The 17932-nt window shown below is 70.2% G+C and carries 19 protein-coding genes and 1 pseudogene; 11 read left to right on the forward strand and 9 right to left on the reverse strand.

The annotated features are described in order from the left end of the window. Window positions 1-16: 16 nt before the first annotated feature. Window positions 17-748 carry an HAD family hydrolase gene (locus CLV67_RS47210; protein ID WP_239166908.1) on the forward strand — a complete coding sequence of 244 codons (732 nt, stop codon included), beginning with the start codon at window positions 17-19 and terminating at the stop codon, window positions 746-748. A 26-nt stretch (window positions 749-774) separates the two neighbouring features. Here CLV67_RS47210 and CLV67_RS47215 read toward each other — a convergent pair whose 3' ends face one another. The 3 genes from CLV67_RS47215 to CLV67_RS47225 are packed head-to-tail and all read right to left on the reverse strand — an operon-like array spanning window position 775 to window position 2938. Beyond that, entirely contained in the window at window positions 775-1809 is a 1035-nt protein-coding gene (locus CLV67_RS47215; protein WP_106330516.1) for a hypothetical protein, read from the reverse strand. After that, a complete protein-coding gene (locus CLV67_RS47220; RefSeq protein WP_307833905.1) occupies window positions 1802-2119 on the reverse strand; it encodes a PadR family transcriptional regulator in 318 nt (105 codons plus the stop codon). Before CLV67_RS47220 ends, CLV67_RS47215 begins: the two co-directional genes overlap by 8 nt. Before the next feature lie 21 nt (window positions 2120-2140). Further along, window positions 2141-2938: a PaaX family transcriptional regulator gene (locus CLV67_RS47225; RefSeq protein WP_106330517.1), complete on the reverse strand. Its 798-nt coding sequence runs from the start codon at window positions 2936-2938 to the stop codon at window positions 2141-2143. Between the two features lie 76 nt (window positions 2939-3014). Between CLV67_RS47225 and CLV67_RS47230 the strand changes: the two genes are divergently transcribed. The 7 genes from CLV67_RS47230 to CLV67_RS54910 all read left to right on the forward strand — a co-directional run bounded on the left by CLV67_RS47230 (window position 3015) and on the right by CLV67_RS54910 (window position 9024). Beyond that, entirely contained in the window at window positions 3015-4178 is a 1164-nt protein-coding gene (locus tag CLV67_RS47230) for an ABC transporter substrate-binding protein (RefSeq protein ID WP_239166907.1), read from the forward strand. An 8-nt stretch (window positions 4179-4186) separates the two neighbouring features. Further along, complete coding sequence (locus tag CLV67_RS47235) at window positions 4187-4996, forward strand: ABC transporter ATP-binding protein (protein ID WP_249037991.1); 810 nt, start codon at window positions 4187-4189, stop codon at window positions 4994-4996. Next, complete coding sequence (locus CLV67_RS47240) at window positions 4993-5676, forward strand: ABC transporter ATP-binding protein (protein ID WP_106330520.1); 684 nt, start codon at window positions 4993-4995, stop codon at window positions 5674-5676. Before CLV67_RS47235 ends, CLV67_RS47240 begins: the two co-directional genes overlap by 4 nt. Window positions 5677-5749: 73 nt before the next feature. Then, entirely contained in the window at window positions 5750-6610 is an 861-nt protein-coding gene (locus CLV67_RS47245; RefSeq protein ID WP_106330521.1) for a branched-chain amino acid ABC transporter permease, read from the forward strand. Next, the gene (locus CLV67_RS47250) at window positions 6607-7644 is read left to right on the forward strand and encodes a branched-chain amino acid ABC transporter permease (RefSeq protein WP_249037992.1); all 1038 of its coding nucleotides are present in this window, start codon (window positions 6607-6609) and stop codon (window positions 7642-7644) included. The genes CLV67_RS47245 and CLV67_RS47250 overlap by 4 nt, the downstream gene beginning before the upstream one ends. A 459-nt stretch (window positions 7645-8103) precedes the next feature. Beyond that, window positions 8104-8625, forward strand: coding sequence for a sugar O-acetyltransferase (locus CLV67_RS54500; protein ID WP_203737805.1), 522 nt, complete (start codon window positions 8104-8106; stop codon window positions 8623-8625). 153 nt (window positions 8626-8778) lie between these two features. Next, window positions 8779-9024, forward strand: a complete 246-nt coding sequence (locus tag CLV67_RS54910) for a TetR family transcriptional regulator (protein WP_203737804.1) — start codon at window positions 8779-8781, stop codon at window positions 9022-9024. Between the two features lie 211 nt (window positions 9025-9235). Here the strand turns inward: CLV67_RS54910 and CLV67_RS47265 are convergent, their stop codons facing one another. Next, a complete protein-coding gene (locus CLV67_RS47265; protein ID WP_106330525.1) occupies window positions 9236-10438 on the reverse strand; it encodes an alpha/beta hydrolase family protein in 1203 nt (400 codons plus the stop codon). A 160-nt stretch (window positions 10439-10598) separates the two neighbouring features. Between CLV67_RS47265 and CLV67_RS47270 the strand changes: the two genes are divergently transcribed. Beyond that, window positions 10599-11810 (forward strand): sensor histidine kinase, encoded by a 1212-nt coding sequence (locus tag CLV67_RS47270; protein ID WP_106330526.1) that lies wholly within the window; start codon window positions 10599-10601, stop codon window positions 11808-11810. Next, the gene (locus CLV67_RS47275) at window positions 11798-12439 is read left to right on the forward strand and encodes a response regulator (protein WP_106330527.1); all 642 of its coding nucleotides are present in this window, start codon (window positions 11798-11800) and stop codon (window positions 12437-12439) included. The genes CLV67_RS47270 and CLV67_RS47275 overlap by 13 nt, the downstream gene beginning before the upstream one ends. Before the next feature lie 48 nt (window positions 12440-12487). Here CLV67_RS47275 and CLV67_RS54915 read toward each other — a convergent pair whose 3' ends face one another. Continuing rightward, window positions 12488-12673 (reverse strand): DUF418 domain-containing protein, encoded by a 186-nt coding sequence (locus CLV67_RS54915; protein ID WP_428839501.1) that lies wholly within the window; start codon window positions 12671-12673, stop codon window positions 12488-12490. 721 nt (window positions 12674-13394) lie between these two features. After that, window positions 13395-14117 (reverse strand): hypothetical protein, encoded by a 723-nt coding sequence (locus tag CLV67_RS47285; protein WP_146169600.1) that lies wholly within the window; start codon window positions 14115-14117, stop codon window positions 13395-13397. A gap of 394 nt (window positions 14118-14511) precedes the next feature. On the opposite strand from CLV67_RS47285, the gene CLV67_RS47290 reads away from it, so the two are divergent. Then, window positions 14512-14979 carry a hypothetical protein gene (locus CLV67_RS47290; protein ID WP_146169601.1) on the forward strand — a complete coding sequence of 156 codons (468 nt, stop codon included), beginning with the start codon at window positions 14512-14514 and terminating at the stop codon, window positions 14977-14979. A 272-nt stretch (window positions 14980-15251) separates the two neighbouring features. Here CLV67_RS47290 and CLV67_RS47295 read toward each other — a convergent pair whose 3' ends face one another. The 3 genes and pseudogenes from CLV67_RS47295 to CLV67_RS47305 form a co-directional block, all read right to left on the reverse strand. After that, on the reverse strand, window positions 15252-16496 hold the full coding sequence (locus CLV67_RS47295; protein ID WP_106330531.1) for a tyrosine-type recombinase/integrase: 1245 nt from the start codon (window positions 16494-16496) through the stop codon (window positions 15252-15254). Beyond that, window positions 16493-17530: a tyrosine-type recombinase/integrase gene (locus tag CLV67_RS47300; RefSeq protein ID WP_203737802.1), complete on the reverse strand. Its 1038-nt coding sequence runs from the start codon at window positions 17528-17530 to the stop codon at window positions 16493-16495. Before CLV67_RS47300 ends, CLV67_RS47295 begins: the two co-directional genes overlap by 4 nt. A gap of 317 nt (window positions 17531-17847) precedes the next feature. Then, window positions 17848-17932, reverse strand: a pseudogene (locus tag CLV67_RS47305) (IS5/IS1182 family transposase); the annotation flags it as partial.

A 17932-nucleotide genomic window follows, 5' to 3' on the forward strand; every position in this document is an offset into this window, starting at 1 on the left:
CCCGCGGAGGTTCCCCATGCGTTTCCACACCGAAACCCTGGACGCGGGCAGCATGGACCTGATCGAGAAACCACCCCTGGCCGTCGTGATCGACCTCGACGACACCCTGTTCCCGCAGAGCAGCCACCTCTACGGCGCCGCCCGGGCGGTCGGCCGCGCGGGCGCCGCCGCCGGGCTCGACCAGGTGCGCCTGAGCCGCGCCGTCCGCCGCCAGCTGATATCCGGCTCCGACCGCGGCCGCACCATCGACCGTGCGCTGATCGCCTACGGCATCGCCCCCGACCTGGCCGCCGACCTGATCCCGGTGCTGGTCGCCGCGTTCACCACGTACCGTCCGCGTCGCCTGCCGCGCTATCCCGGCGCGCTCGACGCCCTGACCGCGATCAGTGCCCGTTACCCGGTGGCCTGCCTGACCGACGGCAACCCCACGATCCAGCGGGCCAAACTCGCGGCCACCGGCTTGTCCGAAGCGTTCACCACGATCGTCATAACCGACGAGCTGGGCGGTCGTACGCTGCGCAAACCTCACCCGGAGGGCTTGCGTCAGGCAGCCGAGACCCTGGGTGTGCACCCCACCGGCCTGGTGGTGATCGGCGACCGCCCCGGAAAGGACATGGCGGTGGCGGCAGCGCTCGGCGCCCGCTCGATCCGTGTCCGGACCGGCGAATACGCCGACGCCCCCGATGAACCCGCCGCCACCGCCACAGTCCCCGACCTGCAGGCCGCGGCCACCCTGCTGGGCGCCTGAACCCCAGCGGTGTGGCACAGCCGGGGTCAGTTCCGGGCCAGGCCGGCCCGCCGGCGACCGCTGCCGGTGGTGATCAGGCCGATCGTGACGGCCAGCGCGAAGGCCAGCATGATCGCGACCAGCGGATTGGCGGCCTGATTGGCCAGCGGATAGATCCAGTCGACGGCGAGCGGCACGGCGGCCGTGTCCGGGTCGGGCCACATGCTGAGGACACTGTCGACGGTGTTCACCCCGCACAGGAGGGCGACCGGCGGCACGAGCAGCACGAGCGACCACCGTGACACTCCCGGCGTACGCGCCACCCGGTGGGTCAGCCACGTCATGAACGGCCACGCCAGCAGCACTCCGAGCGCCGCACCGGCGACGGCCGCGTCGCGTACCCCGCCCGGCTCGGCCGGAAAGGCGCTGACGGTGACGTTCTCGACGGAGCCGGTCAGCCGCAGCAGCACCCCGTCGCGGTGAGCCCAGAACGTGCTCGCGCCGACGATCGAACCGGTCTGCCAGCCCTCGGCCGCCAATGTCCGCCGGGCGTCGGTGACGACCGCCGGGTCACCGGCCGGGTAGACCCGGGTCCGCCCGATCGGAGCAGGCAGCGGCCCCTCCCACCCCTCGGCCCCGAGCTGCTGGAACTCACCCTCGGCCTGGTAGCCGTACGCCAGGTCGAGAAGATTCCCGTCACCGCTCGTGTGCGTGCTCGACGGTGCCCGCCCGGCCAGCGCGTCACTGAGCGCCGCGACGTCGGTGCCGGCGAGCGGCGAGGCACTCCAGCCCGCGTAGGCCCCGGCGCCACCGAGCACGAGCGCGGTCCACACCGTGACCAGGACGGTGACCAGCTTCCCGGCCCAGCCGGCCGGAACGAGCCGCAGCCGCAGCCCGGTCAGCACGACCCAGACCGTCTCGTCCCGCGACGGCCGGGTCTGCCCGGGAGCCGCCGCGTCGAGCAGCGTCGTGAGGATCTCGAGGCCGCGTTCCCGCCGGTAGAAGCGCGGGTAGACCCGGAGCAGCCGCCGGTAGGCCTTCTCCAGCTCCGACGAGGGGTCAGGCGACGAGGGGTCAGGCATAGTGCGCTCGCAACCGCGCCCCGGCGACCCGCGCGTTGGACTCCATCCGAGCGATCGCGGTCTCCAGCTCGGCGCGCCCGTCGTCGGAGAGCACGTAGTAGCGCCGCAGCCGCCCGCCGACGGCCTCCTCCCGGTCGACCCTGATGAACCCGTCGGCGGTGAGCCGGTCCAGCGCGGCATAGAGCGTGCCGGCCTTGAGCCTGACCCGCCCGTCGGAGAGCTCCTCGACCGACTGCATGATCCCGTACCCGTGCAGGGGTGTGCGGACCAGCGCGGTGAGGATGAAGAACGTGGGTTCCTGCATCGCCATGACCTGAACTATAGATCGTCTCTATATACAGTCAATCTGTAGGTCCAGGAGATCCTCGGCCACGGCCCGCGCCGGCTCCAGGTAGGCGGCCTCCAGATCGCGGAACAGCTTCTGCGCGCGGGCCGCCGGCCAGCCCGGTGGCAGGTGCTCGACCGGCAGCCGCGGGTCACGGCGGATCGCGCCGAGCCACTCGGCGGTCAGGCTGAGCCGCGCCGCGAGCGGATCCTCGAACGGCGCCGGCCCCTCCCATCGGTCCAGGAACTCCTGGTAGCGGGCCGAGACCTCACTCAGGTCGTACGCGTCACGCACCATCGCACCGATGTCGGTCAGGTCGGCCGCCCGAGCGTGAAAGACCCGCGCATGCGCCGACAGCCCCAGCCCCGTGACGATGTCCTGAGCGGGAACCACCCCCGGTGCGATCCACAACCCGCCCTGCAGCGGCCCGAACCCCGACCACGCCAGCTGTGACCGCAACCCGTGCCGCTCCCGCTGCCACGACTCCGGCAGCGAGAAGCAGAGCAGCGTCCACGTACCGTCCCAGCGATCGTTGACCGCCCCGGCCTCCCAGATCCGCGAACGCCCGTCGTGCAGCAGGTCGGCGGCCCGCGCCGTGAGCCCGAAGTACATCTTGCGGCCGTCGCGCTGCCGCTTCAGCAGCCCCCGGTTGACCATGCGGGTGAGGGTGGACCGGGTGGCGTGCGACGAGACGCCGAGCCGCCCGAGCACGTCGATCGCGCTGCCGGAGAAGACGCACACGTCCCGGTCCAGCACGAAGTCTCCGAGCAACATCAACATCAGCGTCTGCGGATTCGGCGGCATGCGCTAGATGTTAGGCACATTCTTGACGGCCGTGAAGAGAAAGCCTAACTTCGATGAATCCTCAAGGGAGGTCATCGTGCGAAGAACCGGTCTCCTGCTAGTCCTCACCCTTGCGATAACCGCCGCGAGCTGCGGCAATGACACCGGCAGCGGCGCCGACACGATCCGGATCGGCCAGATCGTGTCGCTCACCGGCAACTACTCACCGCTCGGCACCGAGAACCAGAAATCCGTCGCCCTCGCCGTCGAGAAGATCAACGCGGCCGGCGGGATCGGCGGCAAGCAGATCGAACTGTCCGTCCGCGACGACAAGAGCCTGCCCGACCAGGCCGTCCTCGCCTTCAACGAACTCAAGGGCGGCTCCGACGCCATCATCGGATCGCCGTTCAGCAACTCGGCACTGGCCACCATCCCGCTGGTCGACCGCGAGGAGATCCCCTACGTCTCGCTCACCCCGGCCGACGAGCAGGTCAACCCCGTCCATCCGTACGTCTTCGTGGTCCCCGCCACCTCCGGCACCTACGCCGAGGCAGCCCTGCAGTACTTCCAATCCGCGAAACTCACGAAGGTCGCGCTCGCCTACGACACCAAGAGCAGCTACGCGGTCGCCGGAGCCAAAGGCCTTCAGAACAAGGCTTCGCAGTACGGCGTGACGGTCGCGCCGATCGAGGAGTTCCAGACCACCGCCACCGAGTTCGGAGCCGTGTTCACCCACGTCCGCGCCTCCGACGCGCAGGCCCTGATGGTCTGGGCCACGGGCGCACCCGCGGTCGCGCTCACCAAGCAGTACGCCGCCTCCGGCCTGACCATCCCACTGGTCCTGACCGGCGCCCAGGCCAGCAAACTCTTCCTCGAACCCGCCGGCCCGGCCGCCGAGGGCGCGGTCATCGCCAGCTCCGTCGGCGTCGTCGGCGAACACCTGCCGGCCGGCGAACTCAAGACCGCCGTCGACGAACTGACCAGCTCCTTCACCACGAAGTACGGCTACCCGCCGCCGCAGTTCGCCCAGGACGGCTGGAGCGGCGTCAAACTCCTCGCGGCCGCCATCGAGAAGGCCGGCGACACCGACCGCAAGAAGGTCCGCGACGCCCTCGAAGGCCTCACCCTCACCACCCCGAACGGCACCTACACCTACTCAGCCACCGACCACTCCGGACTCACCACCGACTTCATCTCGGTCAACACGATCGAGGGGGGCAAGTTCGTACCCACCGAATTCTCCAAGGCCCGATACAAGTGAAACTGACCGTGGACAATGTCTCCCGCGCGTTCGGCGGCGTCTACGCCGTCCGCGACGTGAGCCTGACGGTGCCGTCCGGCGAACTACGCGCGATCATCGGCCCCAACGGCGCCGGCAAATCGACGCTGTTCGCCCTGATCGGCGGCCAGCTCGCCGCCGACCACGGCACCGTGGCGCTCGACGGACAGCCCGTCGAGCGCCTCCCGGCCCACCGCCGGGCCCGGCACGGCATCGGCGTCGTCTTCCAGGCCGCCCGGACCTTCCCCGGACTGACCGCGCTCGAGAACGTCATGGTCGGCGCGCACGCCACCACCCGCGCGGGTTTTCTCACCGCCGCCCTGCGCCTGCCCCGGCACCACCGCGAGGAACGCCTCATCCGCGAACGCGCCCTGACCTGCCTGGACCGCACCGGCCTCGCCGACTGGGCACACCGCCCCGCCGAGGAACTACCACTCGGCCAGCAGCGTGCCCTCCAACTGGCCCGCGCCCTCTGCGGCCGGCCCCGCCTGCTGCTGCTCGACGAACCGGCGTCCGGCCTGCGCGCCGCCGAACGCGAACACCTCGCCACCCTGATCACCGGCCTGCGTGCCGAAGGCCTGACGATCCTGCTGGTCGAGCACGACGTCGCGTTCGTGATGCGACTCGCCGACCGCGTCACCGTCCTCGACCTGGGCCGCGTCATCGCCGAGGGCACCCCTGCCGAGGTCCGCGCCGACCCCCGCGTCATCGCCGCCTACCTCGGCCCCTCCACCGAGCCCCCGACCCCCGCTCCCGCTCCCGCTTCGGCCCCGGCTCCGGCGGAAGGGGCCGGCCCATGACCGCCGTCGTCGAGACACACGACCTCACCGTGCGCTACTCGGGTGCCACCGCCCTCGACGGCGTCGACCTGACCGTCCACGACCACGAGATGGTCGCCCTCATCGGCGCCAACGGGGCCGGCAAGTCCACCCTGGTCAAAGCCCTGTCCGGCCTGATCCGCCCGGCCTCCGGGACGATCACCGTCAACGGCCGGCTCGCCCAGGTCCCCGAGGGCCGCGAGATGTTCGGCGACCTCACCGTCGACGACAACCTGCGCCTCGGCGGCTGGCGCAACGGCCGCCACGGCCGCGACACCACCGCGATCTACGACCTGCTGCCCGAGCTGACCACGGTCCGCCACCGCAAGGCCGGCGCCCTCTCCGGCGGCCAGCAGCAGATGGTCGCCATCGGCCGCGCCCTCATGGCCCGCCCCGACATCCTCGTCATCGACGAACTCAGCCTCGGCCTCGCCCCGCTGATCGTCACCACCCTCGTCGACCATCTGCGCACCCTCAACACCGACCGCGGCCTGGCCGTCCTGCTGATCGAACAGAACGCCCGCCTGGCCCTCGACCTCTGCGACCGCGCCTACGTCCTCGAGGCCGGCCGCATAGCCCTGCAAGGCCCGGCCGCCACCCTCGCCGACGACCCCCGGGTAGCCGCCGCCTACCTCGGCGGCCATGTGGCGGTGACCCCATGACCGCGGCTGGGTCCTACCGCTGTCCGGGCCGCGGTGAGACAGCGGTACGGCACAGCTGGAGAGGACGGACGGCGTGAGTGACCTCATCGGGTACCTGTTGACCGGGCTCGGGATCGGAGCCGGGTTCGCGCTGGTCGGCAGTGGGCTCGTGGCGATCTACCGGGTCACGCGGGTGGTCAACTTCGCGCAGGGCGGGTTCGCGGTACTGGCCGCCATGCTGACGTCGTCGCTGCTCGGAGCGGGGCTCCCGCACGGCGTCGCCGAACTCGGGGGAGTGGCGCTCGGCGCGCTCGCCGGGCTCATCGTCGGCGTCGTCGCGATCGGGCGCCCCGGCACCAGCCCCGGAACCTCGCTCATCGTCACCCTCGGAATGGGCGTCCTCGCGTACGCCATCGAGGTCCTGATCTGGGGTGACCAGCCCCGGTCCTACCCGGGCGTGACCGGAGTGGCCGAAGTGGCAGGAGCCCGGTTTCCCGCCCACTACCTGCTGATCCTCGCCGTGACCGCGCCCGTGTTCCTGCTGATGGCCTGGTTCTTCACCCGCACCGACCTGGGCAAGGCGCTGTCCGCATGCGCCTCCAACCGGTACGCCGCACAGGTCGTCGGCATCGACATACGCCGGATGGGCCTGCTCGCCTTCGCGATCGGCGGCGCCCTCGGCGGCCTGGCCGGCGTGCTCACCACCCCGGTCCAGCAGGTCACCTTCGACAGCGACGTCACCCTGATCGTCAACGGTTTCGCCGCCGCCGTCCTCGGCGGCCTCACCCGCCCGGTCGTCGCCCTCGCCGGCGGCCTGCTGCTGGGCGTGACACAGACCCTGGCCGCCGGTTACGGCGGCGGCGCCTACCAGGTGGAGGTGGCTCTCGTGCTGATGCTCACCGTCATGATCGTCCAGGCGGCCCGCACCGGCCCGGTCCCGGAGACGGCCCGATGACGCGTCGTCCAGGCGGCTCGCACCGGCCCGGTTCCGGAGGCGGCCCGATGACGCGGTGGGCGCTCCTCGCGGCCGGTGTCGCCACCCTGGCCCTGCCGCCGATCCTGCCGGAGCGGTATCTCGCGACGTTCGTGCTGCTCCTGCTGGCAGCCACGGTCACGGTCGGCGTCTCTTTACTGATGGGGTACGCCGGACAGGTCTCGCTCGGTCAGGCGTCCTTCTACGCGATCGGGGCGTACGCGGCCGGGCTGCTGTCCGTCCACGGTGTGCCGTCGCTGATCGCGCTGGCCGTTGCCCCGGTGGTTGCGGCCGTCGCGGCGGTGCTGCTCGGCGCGCCGCTGCTCCGGCTGCGCGGGCACCACCTGGCGTTCGCGACCCTCGCGGTGCAGCTGATCCTGCTGTCCGTGCTGGCACAGGCCGACTGGGCGGGCGGGGCGATCGGGCTGCAGGGCATACCCCGGCTCACGGTTCTCGGCGTCGAGCTCCGGGACGTCGGGTACGCGTACGCCGCGTGGGTGGTGCTGGCCGTCGCCCTGCTGATCTCGCGGAACGTCATCGAGTCCCGCGCCGGACGCGGACTGCGCGCCGCCGCGACCAGCGAGACCGCGGCCGCCGCCAGCGGGGTGGCGATCGGCCGCTACCGCCTCGCCGTGTTCACCCTGTCCGCCGCGATGGCCGGCCTGGCAGGCGGGGTCTATGCCTTCTATCTGGGCTACCTGTCGCCGGGCTCGTTCCCGGTGCTGCTCTCGATCGAGTTCGTGGTGATGGCCGTGGTCGGAGGACTCGGCACGATCGCGGGCCCGGTCGTCGGTGCCGCGGTGATCACCGTGCTGGTGCAGGTGCTGAACACCCTCGGCACGCAGCCGGGGATGCCGGACTATGCGCCGAGCGTGCTCTCGTACGCCGTCTATGCCCTGGTTCTGATCGTCTGCGTCCTGTACCTGCCGCGAGGCCTGGTGCCCGCCCTCGACCGCCTGCGCGCGACCAGGATCACCGTCGCCGAGCGCGCTGATCCTGCCCGAACCGGGCCATGACGGCCTCGGCCGATCAGATTGAGCGGCACCCGATGGTCGGCTGCCCGGCCATCTCGTATGGAGGTTGCGTCGAATCGGCACGATGGCCGCGAGCAGTGGCCCGGATGTATGGGGCATCGGCCGGCGGAGGATGGTACTTCTTTTTCTGGATGCTCTTGGGCGGCTTCTGGTCTCTCGGGGTGGCGAGCGGTGGAGGTCTCGGGTGGTCAGCGCCGGTGATCGCGGTCGTACTGACGGGATCGCTGGCGGCCTACCGGCCCGCTCGCCGGTGTCCTCCTGATCCTGGTGGGCCTCGCCGTGCACCGCCACGTCAGGGCGAACAGTTAGGCCACCGGATGAGGCACCTGTGGTGAGCCATCAAGTGGCTCACCGTGCCAACATCACCCTGTGCGTAACGAGCGACGCCTACCGACGCGAACCCCCGAGTCACGAGCATTCGCACAGCGGGTGCAGACCGTCATGAATCTGACATCGAGGCTCAATCTGCTGCCGTTCGACGATCTCGACGCACGCCGTACGGTGCTGACGGAGATCTTCGGACGTCCGATTCCCGATTCGCTGTCGATCCTGCCCCCGTTCCATTGCGACTACGGGCTGGGCGCTTCATTCGGCGAACGCGTCTTCATCAATCAGGGTTGCTATTTTCTCGACTTCGGAGGCATCACCATCGGAGACCGCGTGCTCATCGGTCCCCGCGTCACTCTCAGCACCGCCGGACATCCCGTCGAACCCGATGAGCGGTACGACTTCATTACGCACGCACCCATCGTCATCGAGGACGACGTGTGGATCGGCGCGTCGGCCACCGTCACCCCGGGAGTGACGATCGGTCACGGCTCAGTCGTCGGCGCGGGCGCCGTTGTCGCCAAGGATGTGCCACCGCTGAGTGTGGTTACGGCAACCACGATCGTCGAGCGAAAACGCCTCAAGCGGCCTGTGGGCGGTGCATTCTCGGGGGATGCGGCTTCCACCGCACCTTGATGGCCGGTCGCACTTGCCGCGCACACCACGGCCGGCAGCGATCCGCGCAACCCTGTCCGACCACAGCGACCGAATTTCGGCACGGGCGGGCACCGGCCCGCGCCCGGCGGCCAGCACACGAGGGGCGAGTTGATCGCGGCTGGGCCTCGTTGCGTGAGCGGACCCGGCAGGCGATGCGCGCGGAGGCCAGCGACACGGCTCTTCGCCGAGCGGGGATGCGGCAACACGACAGCCGAGCAGATCGCCGCCGGGGCCGGCCTGTCTCGTACCGCCTTCTTCCCGGTATTTCGGCATCCAGGAGGACGTGGTGCTGACCTGGCTACAGGATCTCGGGCCGGCGCTCGCGGGCCTTCGCCGAACGCCCCGCGGACGAGCACTCCCTGGCGTTCCCGCGGATGATCGAGGCCCACCCGACCCTGGCGGCCCGCTGGTCGCCGCCCGCCTGGCGGGTGATCTGCCCGCCGATCGGGACCCCGCGCCCGGGCCCCCGTCGCCTCCGCCGTGGCGTGCCTGAACGCCGCCCATACGGGCATGGGTGGCAGGTGGCGGCTCCGGTGCCCGGGACGCGTTGCTCGACGGTGCGATGAACGCCCCGCTCGGCTGACCCGCATTACCGGACGAGACGGATCTCGGGATAGCGCGGGTCCGCGCCGCACATCAGCCGGCTGCGTCGGCCCCGCAGGTGCTGGTCGAAGAAGGCCCGGAGGTGGTCGCGCTGGATGGTGACGGAACGCTGTGGGCGGAGCGTGCCGACCAGCCCGGCGAGCTGCTCGGGGGTGAGGCCGATCTCCGGGGCGGCCTGCGGGTACAGCACCTGGCCGTCGTTGAACGAGCCGTGGACCGAGCCGGTCAGGCTCAGCTCACGTTTCCAGCCCCGCTGGCTCGTCCAGAACGCGTCCCAGGTCGGGTCCTCCGGGTCGGTGCCGTGGTCGCTGCTCAGCAGCAGGAACGGCCGGTCGGAGCCCGCGACGGCACCCGCGCCGACGAGTGTGCCGTCCAGGTTGACTCCGGCCCTGACCCGCCGGTCGTGGTGCATCGTGGCGGCGGCGGTGCTGCCACCGAGTGAGTGGCCGAACATGCCGATCCGGTTCAGGTCGAATGCGCCCCGCAGCCCAACGGGAAGCCGGCGGTTCCCCGCGTCAGGGTTGCCACCGGCGTTGACGACGGCCAGCTGATCGAGGACGAACCGGGTGTCGGCCTCACGAACCGCGACGGCCCGGGCGATGATCTGCTCGTCGATGTCGGGCGGGATGGCCGCCACCTCGACCCGCCCGTCCGGGAACTCGACCTCGCTGGCGTCGTGGGTGTGGTCGATGGTGACGACGATGTAGCCGTGGCTCACCAGCTCCTCGACCAGGACGGTGCTGGTGCCGCGGTCGCCGCCCAGACCGGGCGAGTAGAGCACCACCGGACGGCCGCCGTGCACCGGAGCGCCGGTCCGGCCGTGCGTGGCCGTCGCGCGGACTCTCTCGGCGGGCAGGCCGAACACCTCGGAGAAGTGGGGCACCGCGCCCGGCGACAGCCACGGCGCCGCCGGGTGGCCGTGGCTGTGCCGGGCCGGGTACCAGATCTGGATCATGATCTCGCGAGTCGGCCGCCCGGGCACCCAGGGATCGGTGCGGGTGCGGTCCACGAGGTGGAGCGCGACGGTGCCGAGCTGCTCGCGGCCGGTCGGCATGGGCAGCGTGTACCCCTCGGCGGCCGATCGTGGCCGGGCGGCGGCCGGCGCGCGGGTGATGACGCCGAGACCGGCGGTCAGGACAGCGGCCGACAGCAGCGAGCGGCGGGTGAGGGCTGGGGCGAGTCCGGGCAAGGTGCGACTCCTCGGGAGACGGGGTGAACGGTGACAACCCTGCCGGGATCCGGGCGCGCTGTCGGTGGGGCGGGCAGCCGGTTCGGGGTGGGGTTACCCGTACCCCCGCGGGCGGGATGGCACCATGGCCAGCACCGGCGGGCCTGTCTAGGTTGATCCCGTGACCTCGGTGGAAACGGCTGTACCTCGGCGCGGCGGCGCGCTCCCCACGGTGTTGAGTGCCCTCTGGCCGGCGCACACCTGGCGTGCCACCCTCCACGCGCTGGCCGGGCTGCCGCTCGGCGTGGCCGCCTTCGCGCTGACGTGCGGGTTGCCGGTCGGCGCCGGCTACAGCGCGATCTGGAGCCTGCTGTACACCTCCGGCGACGACCTCGCGCTGACCACCCTGTTCGTCGTGCTCACCGTGACCGCCACGCTGTCGCTGCCACGGGTGGTGCGGGGCCTGTCCGCGATGCAGCGCCGACGGTTCCGGGCGCTGCTCGACGTCGAGATCCCACCGTCGCACGGGTGGTGGCGGCAGTGGGGCTACCACGTGCTGAGCCTGTTCATCGGGGTGTCCGGCGCTGCCGCGGTGGCAGCTTGCTGGTCGGCGACTCTGCTGGCCTGGGCCGAGCCCGCCTACCTGGTCCTCGCGGTGCCGGCGCTCGTCGCCGCACCGTGGGTGGCCCGTGTCGTGGCGCGCGCCGACACGGCGGCGGCCCGGGCACTGCTCGGCCCGAGCCGCAACGAGGAGCTGTCCGTGCGGGTGGAGACGCTGTCGCGCAGCCGCGCCGAGGTCGTCGCCGCCACCGACGCCGAGCGCCGCCGGATCGAGCGCGACCTGCACGACGGCGCCCAGCAGCGGCTGGTCTCCCTGGCGATGAATCTCGGCATGGCCCGGGCCAACCTCACCGACCTGCCCGCACCGGCCCGGCAGGCCATCGTGGAGGCCCACGACGAGGCCACACAGGCCCTCGCCGAGTTGCGGGAATTCGTCCGCGGACTGCACCCGGCGGTGCTCGACGACCGTGGCCTCGACGCGGCGCTGTCGGGCATCGCAGCCCGCGCACCTGTCCCGGTGCGGGTGGCCGTCAGCGTGCCGGGTCGCTGCTCGCCGGTCGTCGAGGCGGTCGCCTATTTCGTCGTCTCGGAGGCTCTCACCAACATCGCCAGACACGCCCACGCGAGCCGTGCCGAGATCACCGTGGACATCGTCGCCGACCGGCTCCGCGTCGTCGTCACCGACGACGGCCGAGGCGGCGCCACACTCGGCGGCGGCACGGGGCTGCTCGGTCTCGCTCAGCGCGCCGCGTCGGTCGACGGGACGTTCGCGCTGCACAGCCCGGCCGGCGGGCCGACGACGGTCACCGTGGAGCTGCCGTGCGGATCGTGATCGCCGAGGACTCGGTGCTGCTCCGCGCGGGTCTGACCAAACTGCTCGCCGACGGCGGTTTCGACGTCGTCGACGCGGTGGCGGATGCCGAGCAGTTGCTGCGCACCGTCGCCGAGCACCGGCCCGACCTGGCTCTGATCGACGTGCGGATGCCGCCCACCCACACCGACGAGGGCATCCGCGCCGCACTCGTCATCGGGCATCAGTTTCCCGCGGTCGCCGTCCTCGTGCTGTCGCAGTACGTCGAGGAGCGTTACGCCACCGACCTGCTGTCCGTGCGAACCAGCGGCGTCGGATATCTACTCAAGGACCGGGTCGCTCACGTGTCCGACTTCCTCGCGGCCCTGCGCCGGGTGGCCGCCGGGGGCACCGCCCTGGATCCCGAGGTGGTCGCGCAGCTGCTGGTCCGCCACCGCCAGGACCCGATGGACCGGCTCACACCCCGCGAGCTGGAGGTGCTGCGGCTGATGGCGGAGGGCCGCTCCAACCACGGCATCGTCGACACCCTGAAGGTCAGTCACAGCGCCGTCGAGAAATACATCACCAGCATCCTCAGCAAGCTCGACCTGCCCCCGACCGACGCCGACCACCGCCGCGTCCTCGCCGTGTTGCGGTTCCTGCGCATCTGACCGCCGGGCGGTTGGCCCCCGCTCGCCCTGGCGGCCGTCGGTCGGCGGTCAGCGGCCGTCGGTCGGCCGACCGGTTCCGCTGGCGGATCGGTGCCCACCGTCACCAGTCAGGCATCGCCATGCCCATTCCGCCGGGCCGTATCGGAGCCGCAGCAACCACGGCCGGCTCCACACCGCCTGAGCTTGCCGCCTCAGCCTTCCGCCCTGCCCCGACGTCGCTGCGGACGAGATCACTGCGCCATCAAGGGTGACTACGGTGCGTGCCGCCCTGCGCGCTGGGCACGGACGGCGACGGGACCCAGAGCGCGTTCTCTGCGGCAATAGAGGAGTCCATGCCTCCCGGCGATCTCCCGTTCCCCGACCAACCGGCCAGGGGTTAGCCTGCGGGTTCGCGGGCAGGTAGGAGTGCTTTGATGGGGGCAAGACGCACTACGGCTAATCGGCTACTGGGATGAGCCCTTGACGCCGGAAGACTGGCCGTCCGTCAGTGACTTTCTAGGCGCAGGCTCCCTGATAGAGCGCGATGCGGTGCTCGCCTATTTACGCTCAGGGACGCCTTTGGTTGCATTTGCCGGTCGTTCGGTGTGTCGAGTTTGCGGCATCGACAACGGCAGTACGGAGCTGACCGACGGCGAGTACTTCATCTGGCCCGAAGGGCTGGCTCACTACGTGGAGGCGCACAACGTTCGGCTACCGGAGGATGTGGTGGCAGTCGCACGTCGGGGCCCCGCTCGGCCCATCGACCCGAGCGCCGTCGAGCGAGCGCTATTCGAGACGCGGGACCTGGTGGTTGACGAGCAGTGGTGGCGATGCTTGCCGCGGTCGAGACATCGCGCCGACGTGGTAGCCGATGGTCACCGATAGCGACCATCAAACGATCAGCGGCGAAACAGTACGTTGGCGCGTCGATTATCGAGCGGGTTAGGACCTGCAATCGACTTCGTTCTTTTATAGGTCAGGGCTGTACATCGTCGTCCTCGGCCAGGGTTAAGTCTTCCGGAGCGACGGTGAGTTGCCCCTCTCCGTCTGGATGCTCCACGGTATATTCCAGAGGCGGGCCGATTATCGCACCCAACGGATATTTGTGGCTGACGACAGTAGTAACGGCACCTGCGAACTCGCCCGCAATCAGCCGCACCCGGACGCCCCCTGAGTAACCGGTCGAGCCGGCTAGCGGGGGTACGGCGCGATCTCGCCAATGCGGTCCGGGAGCGCGCGCTCTCACCAGAAGGCTCTCCTCCCTGTAGTCGTCCACATCCCGGAGTACCGCGTACCCCAGGGATTGCAGAATCTCCTCCAGAGCACTGCTCATGGCCTCCTTGACAACGAACAAATGCCGGAGGGCCGGATGCCACTCAGTGCCACCGGTACTGTCGCGACGCCAGGCACCGACCCGCCGCGCACGCAATGATGCCTCGGCCAATGGGCCATTGACCCACCAAGACACCCACACGCCGCCCTGACCTGGCTCGAAGTCATCGGCCAACTCGACCAAAACGCCGCTGACCTCATTGCCGCGCCGGTCTTCGTGGCCAGGATGGATCGGCAGGCCCGCGGCTGCAAGCTCGGTACGCACCTCGTCAGCAAGGGTGGACGACTGGACCCGGTGACTCGTGCGGTTGCTGACGTCCGAGGGCTCCCAGGGCGGCACAAGCGGATCGTTTCCGGACGAGGGCATCCTTCAACCGTATCGGTGTTGAGGTGGATCGCATGGCTTTGCGAACGCACTCAACCCGGCAAAGTTGCGCGCTTGTCAGTCGTTCGTTGTCACGCGCTGAAGGCCATGTAGGCGAGGATGTAATCAGGGCGTAGGTCACGGTTCGTGCGAGCCTGTTCGTAGCGCGTGGTGGTCGAGGCTCGGCATGGCGGGCGGCGATCTGGACCTCGCGGAGTGTGGCCGTAACGAACGGGTGGCGCAGCATCTGCGGGCTCATCACATTTGCGGCGTATCACCGGCATCCGGATCCCGACGGAGGTGGCGCGGTGCTTGATTCGGCGGGCCCGCGGCGTGCCCGATCCGGAGGGCAACCGTGGTCACGTTAGGTGTCACCGGCCCGGATTAGAGTGTGATCATGACCGACGCATCCGTGCACCTCGTCGCCCAGCCTCGTCTCGACACGCTCGTGACGGAGTTCCACACCGGCGCCCAGCGGCTGCGCACCGACTACGCGGGGACGGCCTGGATCGGTGACATCCCCGACCCGGAATCCGGGATGATGGGACCGAACTACCAGCGGCGTGTTGTCGACTCGCAGTTGTTTCTGCCTGACACCCACTGGTACACCGTCCGCGAGCTCGACGACGCCGAGATCCAGATTGCCGTCGGCCTGCTCCAGGTGCCGGGCACCACGCAGGGCTCACAAGGGCTGGTCGGCGCAATCGCGGACCCACGTGCGGATTTCTTCGAGCACCCGGAACACGACGACCGGGTCGGCATCTGCCTCACGCTGCGGGGCCGGATCTGGTCCAACGTCGGCCTGTCATATCGGATCACCGTACTGTGCCGGCCGGAGGCCTTCATCAGTAGCACACCCGCGTGATGCAAGGGGCCGCACTGATCTCGGCACCAGCGTAGGTGTCGGCTCGTCGCCTGGCGACCACGAGCGCTCGGCGGCAGATCAGTACATCCGGACAGCGGGTCACGCGCCAGGCATCGGCTGAGTTAGCCTCCTGTTCGCGCGCCGGGCGAAAGCAGATGGGAATGTGCGCCATGCTGACGCTGAGCACCCGAGAAGGTGGGGATGAGCCGGTTCGAGTCCGGTGGCCCGGCGCACTGACAGCGGCATTATGCAGGTAATCCTTGTCAAGTCGATCATGATGCTTGTTGGTCCAGGCCGTTCAGGAGCCGGGTGAACAGGTCGGCGCGGTGGGTCTGATTGTGGTCGGCGGCGTGGTCGTGCTGGGCTTGCAGGGTGGGCCGGAACTCGATGCTGGTCTGGAAGAAGGTGCAGGTCTCGCAGATGGCCTCGGAGGCGCAGTCGAGTTCGGGTGGGCGGGTGCAGTAGCCGTTGCCGAGCAGGCGGTGGTGCTCGCGGCGTAGCCGTGCCATGCGGGGGCCGATGATGTCCGCGGGTAGCGGTTTTCCTTGCTGGTAAAGGGATTCGACTTTCTCGGTGACGGCGAAGTATTCGTCGGCGACGGTTCGGGTGGCGATCTTCGCGTAGCGCAGGGTCATGTCGAGGCTGCGGTGGCCGAGCAGGGCGGCGATGGCTTCGAGGGTCATGCCGCGGTTGATGGCCTGGGTGGCCAGGGTGTGCCGGAGCTGGTGCGGGTGGATGTGGGCCAGGCCGGCGGCCGTGCCGGCTTTGTTGATCAGTCTGGTGACGGTGTGCCGGTCGAGGGGGCGCCCGTTCTCCCGGGGTAGCAGCAGCGGGTTATCGGCGTCGACGTGGGCGGTGCGGTAGTCACCGATGAGGGTGATCAGGTGCGGGTGCAGCGGTAGGTAGCGGTCCTCGCGGAGTTTGCCGACCGGGACGTGCAGCCAGTGCGCGGCGCCGATGAGCACGATCGCGTCGGCGGCCAGGGCGGTGAACTCGCCGACGCGCAGTCCGGTGCGTAACAGGACTTCGACGACGACGCGGACGAGCAGGCGGGGTTCGGCTTGGGCGGCGCGCAGCAGTTTCGCGGCGGACGGGTCGTCGAGGGCTTTCGGCAGGGGATGGTCCTGCCGCGGTAGATCCGCGGGGATGATCGGGATCCGGGCGGGTGCTTCGGGCCATTCCCAGTCGGTGATGCGGACGAAGAACATGCGCAGGGTGCCGAGACGGTGGGCGAGGGTGGCCGGGGTGAGCTGGGCGGTGCGGTAGCCGGACCTGGTGTTCAGCCAGGTCCGGAAGTCCTCGATGTGACGACGCCGGATGTCGGCGATGAACCGGACTTCGGGCGCCTGCTCGACGAGGAACGCGGCCAGTGATCGCAGCGCCAGGTCGGCGCCGGACACGCTGCCGGGCCGCAGGATGGCGGCCAACTGGTCGAGATAGCGGCGCATCGGGGTCACCGTGTCGGGGATCTCGGCGGCCAACTGGTCCCAGCCGGGAAGCCGCCGCGAGCCGCTCACCGTCCACCCTCGATCACGTCGAAGCCGTTGCGAGGCAACGGTTTGCCGGAGAACAGCTGCGCGTCGATCGCCTCGGCGGCCCGCCGGTATTGCGAAGCCAGCCAGTCGTCGGCCAGGTGCAGATAGATCCGGGTGGACTCGATGCAGGCGCGCCCGGCCTGAGCCTGGACGGCTTCCAGTGCCATGCCCGCCTCCCGCAGCCGGGTCAGGCAGGTGTGCCGCAGCTGATGGCAGGTCACCTTGCTCAGGCCGGCTCGCTGCCGGGCCGAGTCCAGGATCTGATCCAGCCCCGCCGCGGACAGCGGACGGCCCCGCCGCGGGCCTTTGAGAACCACGAACAGCCGGTCGGTGGCGATGCCGGGCGGGCGTTCGGCGTCGAGGTAGGCGGCGACCGAGGCGAAGAACCGGCCGGAGACCGGGATCTGCCGCTGATGACCGCCCTTGCCGTCGGCGATGAACACCCGGCGGGCGGCGACCTGCAGATCCTCCAGGCGCAGGCCGAGAACCTCGCACCGGCGCAGCCCGCCCAGCACCATCGCCCGGTCGCGGTGCGTGCGCAGCGCCGCCAGCAACGCATCCACCTGGACCGGCTGCAGAATCCGCGGCAGAGTCCGTGGAACCCGCACCAGCGGAACACCCTGGCGGGGACGTTGCCGTTCCCGGCGCGTCGGCAGTCCCCGCGGCACCGGGTTCGCCTCGACATCACCGCGGGCCTGCAAGAACGCGAACAGCCCGGACACGCTCGACAACCGGCGGCGGACCGTCCGCGCCGATACCCCGCTGCCGACCTCGCCGGCGACCTGTAGCCGCTGGGCCGGGCCACCGGCATACTGCGCGGTCACGAACGCGAGCACGTCCGCCGCGACGACTCGGCCCGGCGCTTTGCCGACCACGGTGAAGAACACCTTCAGGTCATACGCGACCGCGACCACCGTGTTCGGCCGGGACCGCACCGCCAGGAACTCCAGATACGCATCCAGCAGCGCCACCCCGAACCGCACGACCAGACCACCAGCCGCGTCCCGAGACCGCACCAACCCCAAACCACTCCACGCCGACATCCAGGCACCCTTCAATACCCAATCCACCAGCACAAACATGCCGTGGATCACCAAGGATTACCTGCATATCAAGCACGACAGGGCGTCGGTCCGCCGCCGCCAGACACTGGTCGACGGCAGGTTGGCCCGAGCGCGGACAGCGGCATGAGAGGTTGTTGGACCGGCGCGCTTATCAGGCACTACCTCGATCTCGACCGGCACCTCGAGCGTTTTGTCAGTTGCGCCGCAGCCGCAGCCGCAGCCGCAGCCGCAGTCCTCGGCGACGGCGTAGGCAATCTAGTGAGCCTTTTTCATCCTGCGTAGCGGTTGGCTTCGACGTGGTGCAGAACGAGGATGGCCTGCACGATCGCGGTGGCTCGGCGTGGGCAGCAGCGC

Origin of the sequence: Actinoplanes italicus, assembly GCF_003001815.1 — a bacterium.
Taxonomy (GTDB): domain Bacteria; phylum Actinomycetota; class Actinomycetes; order Mycobacteriales; family Micromonosporaceae; genus Actinoplanes; species Actinoplanes italicus.

What these genes read in the sequence shown, in the direction of transcription:
- CLV67_RS47210 (WP_239166908.1), top strand. Translation starts at nt 17, where the DNA reads ATGCGTTTCCACACCGAAACCCTGGACGCGGGCAGCATGGACCTGATC.
- CLV67_RS47215 (WP_106330516.1), bottom strand. Translation starts at nt 1,809, where the DNA reads ATGCCTGACCCCTCGTCGCCTGACCCCTCGTCGGAGCTGGAGAAGGCC.
- CLV67_RS47220 (WP_307833905.1), bottom strand. Translation starts at nt 2,119, where the DNA reads ATGGCGATGCAGGAACCCACGTTCTTCATCCTCACCGCGCTGGTCCGC.
- CLV67_RS47225 (WP_106330517.1), bottom strand. Translation starts at nt 2,938, where the DNA reads ATGCCGCCGAATCCGCAGACGCTGATGTTGATGTTGCTCGGAGACTTC.
- CLV67_RS47240 (WP_106330520.1), top strand. Translation starts at nt 4,993, where the DNA reads ATGACCGCCGTCGTCGAGACACACGACCTCACCGTGCGCTACTCGGGT.
- CLV67_RS47250 (WP_249037992.1), top strand. Translation starts at nt 6,607, where the DNA reads ATGACGCGTCGTCCAGGCGGCTCGCACCGGCCCGGTTCCGGAGGCGGC.
- CLV67_RS54500 (WP_203737805.1), top strand. Translation starts at nt 8,104, where the DNA reads ATGAATCTGACATCGAGGCTCAATCTGCTGCCGTTCGACGATCTCGAC.
- CLV67_RS47285 (WP_146169600.1), bottom strand. Translation starts at nt 14,117, where the DNA reads ATGCCCTCGTCCGGAAACGATCCGCTTGTGCCGCCCTGGGAGCCCTCG.
- CLV67_RS47290 (WP_146169601.1), top strand. Translation starts at nt 14,512, where the DNA reads ATGACCGACGCATCCGTGCACCTCGTCGCCCAGCCTCGTCTCGACACG.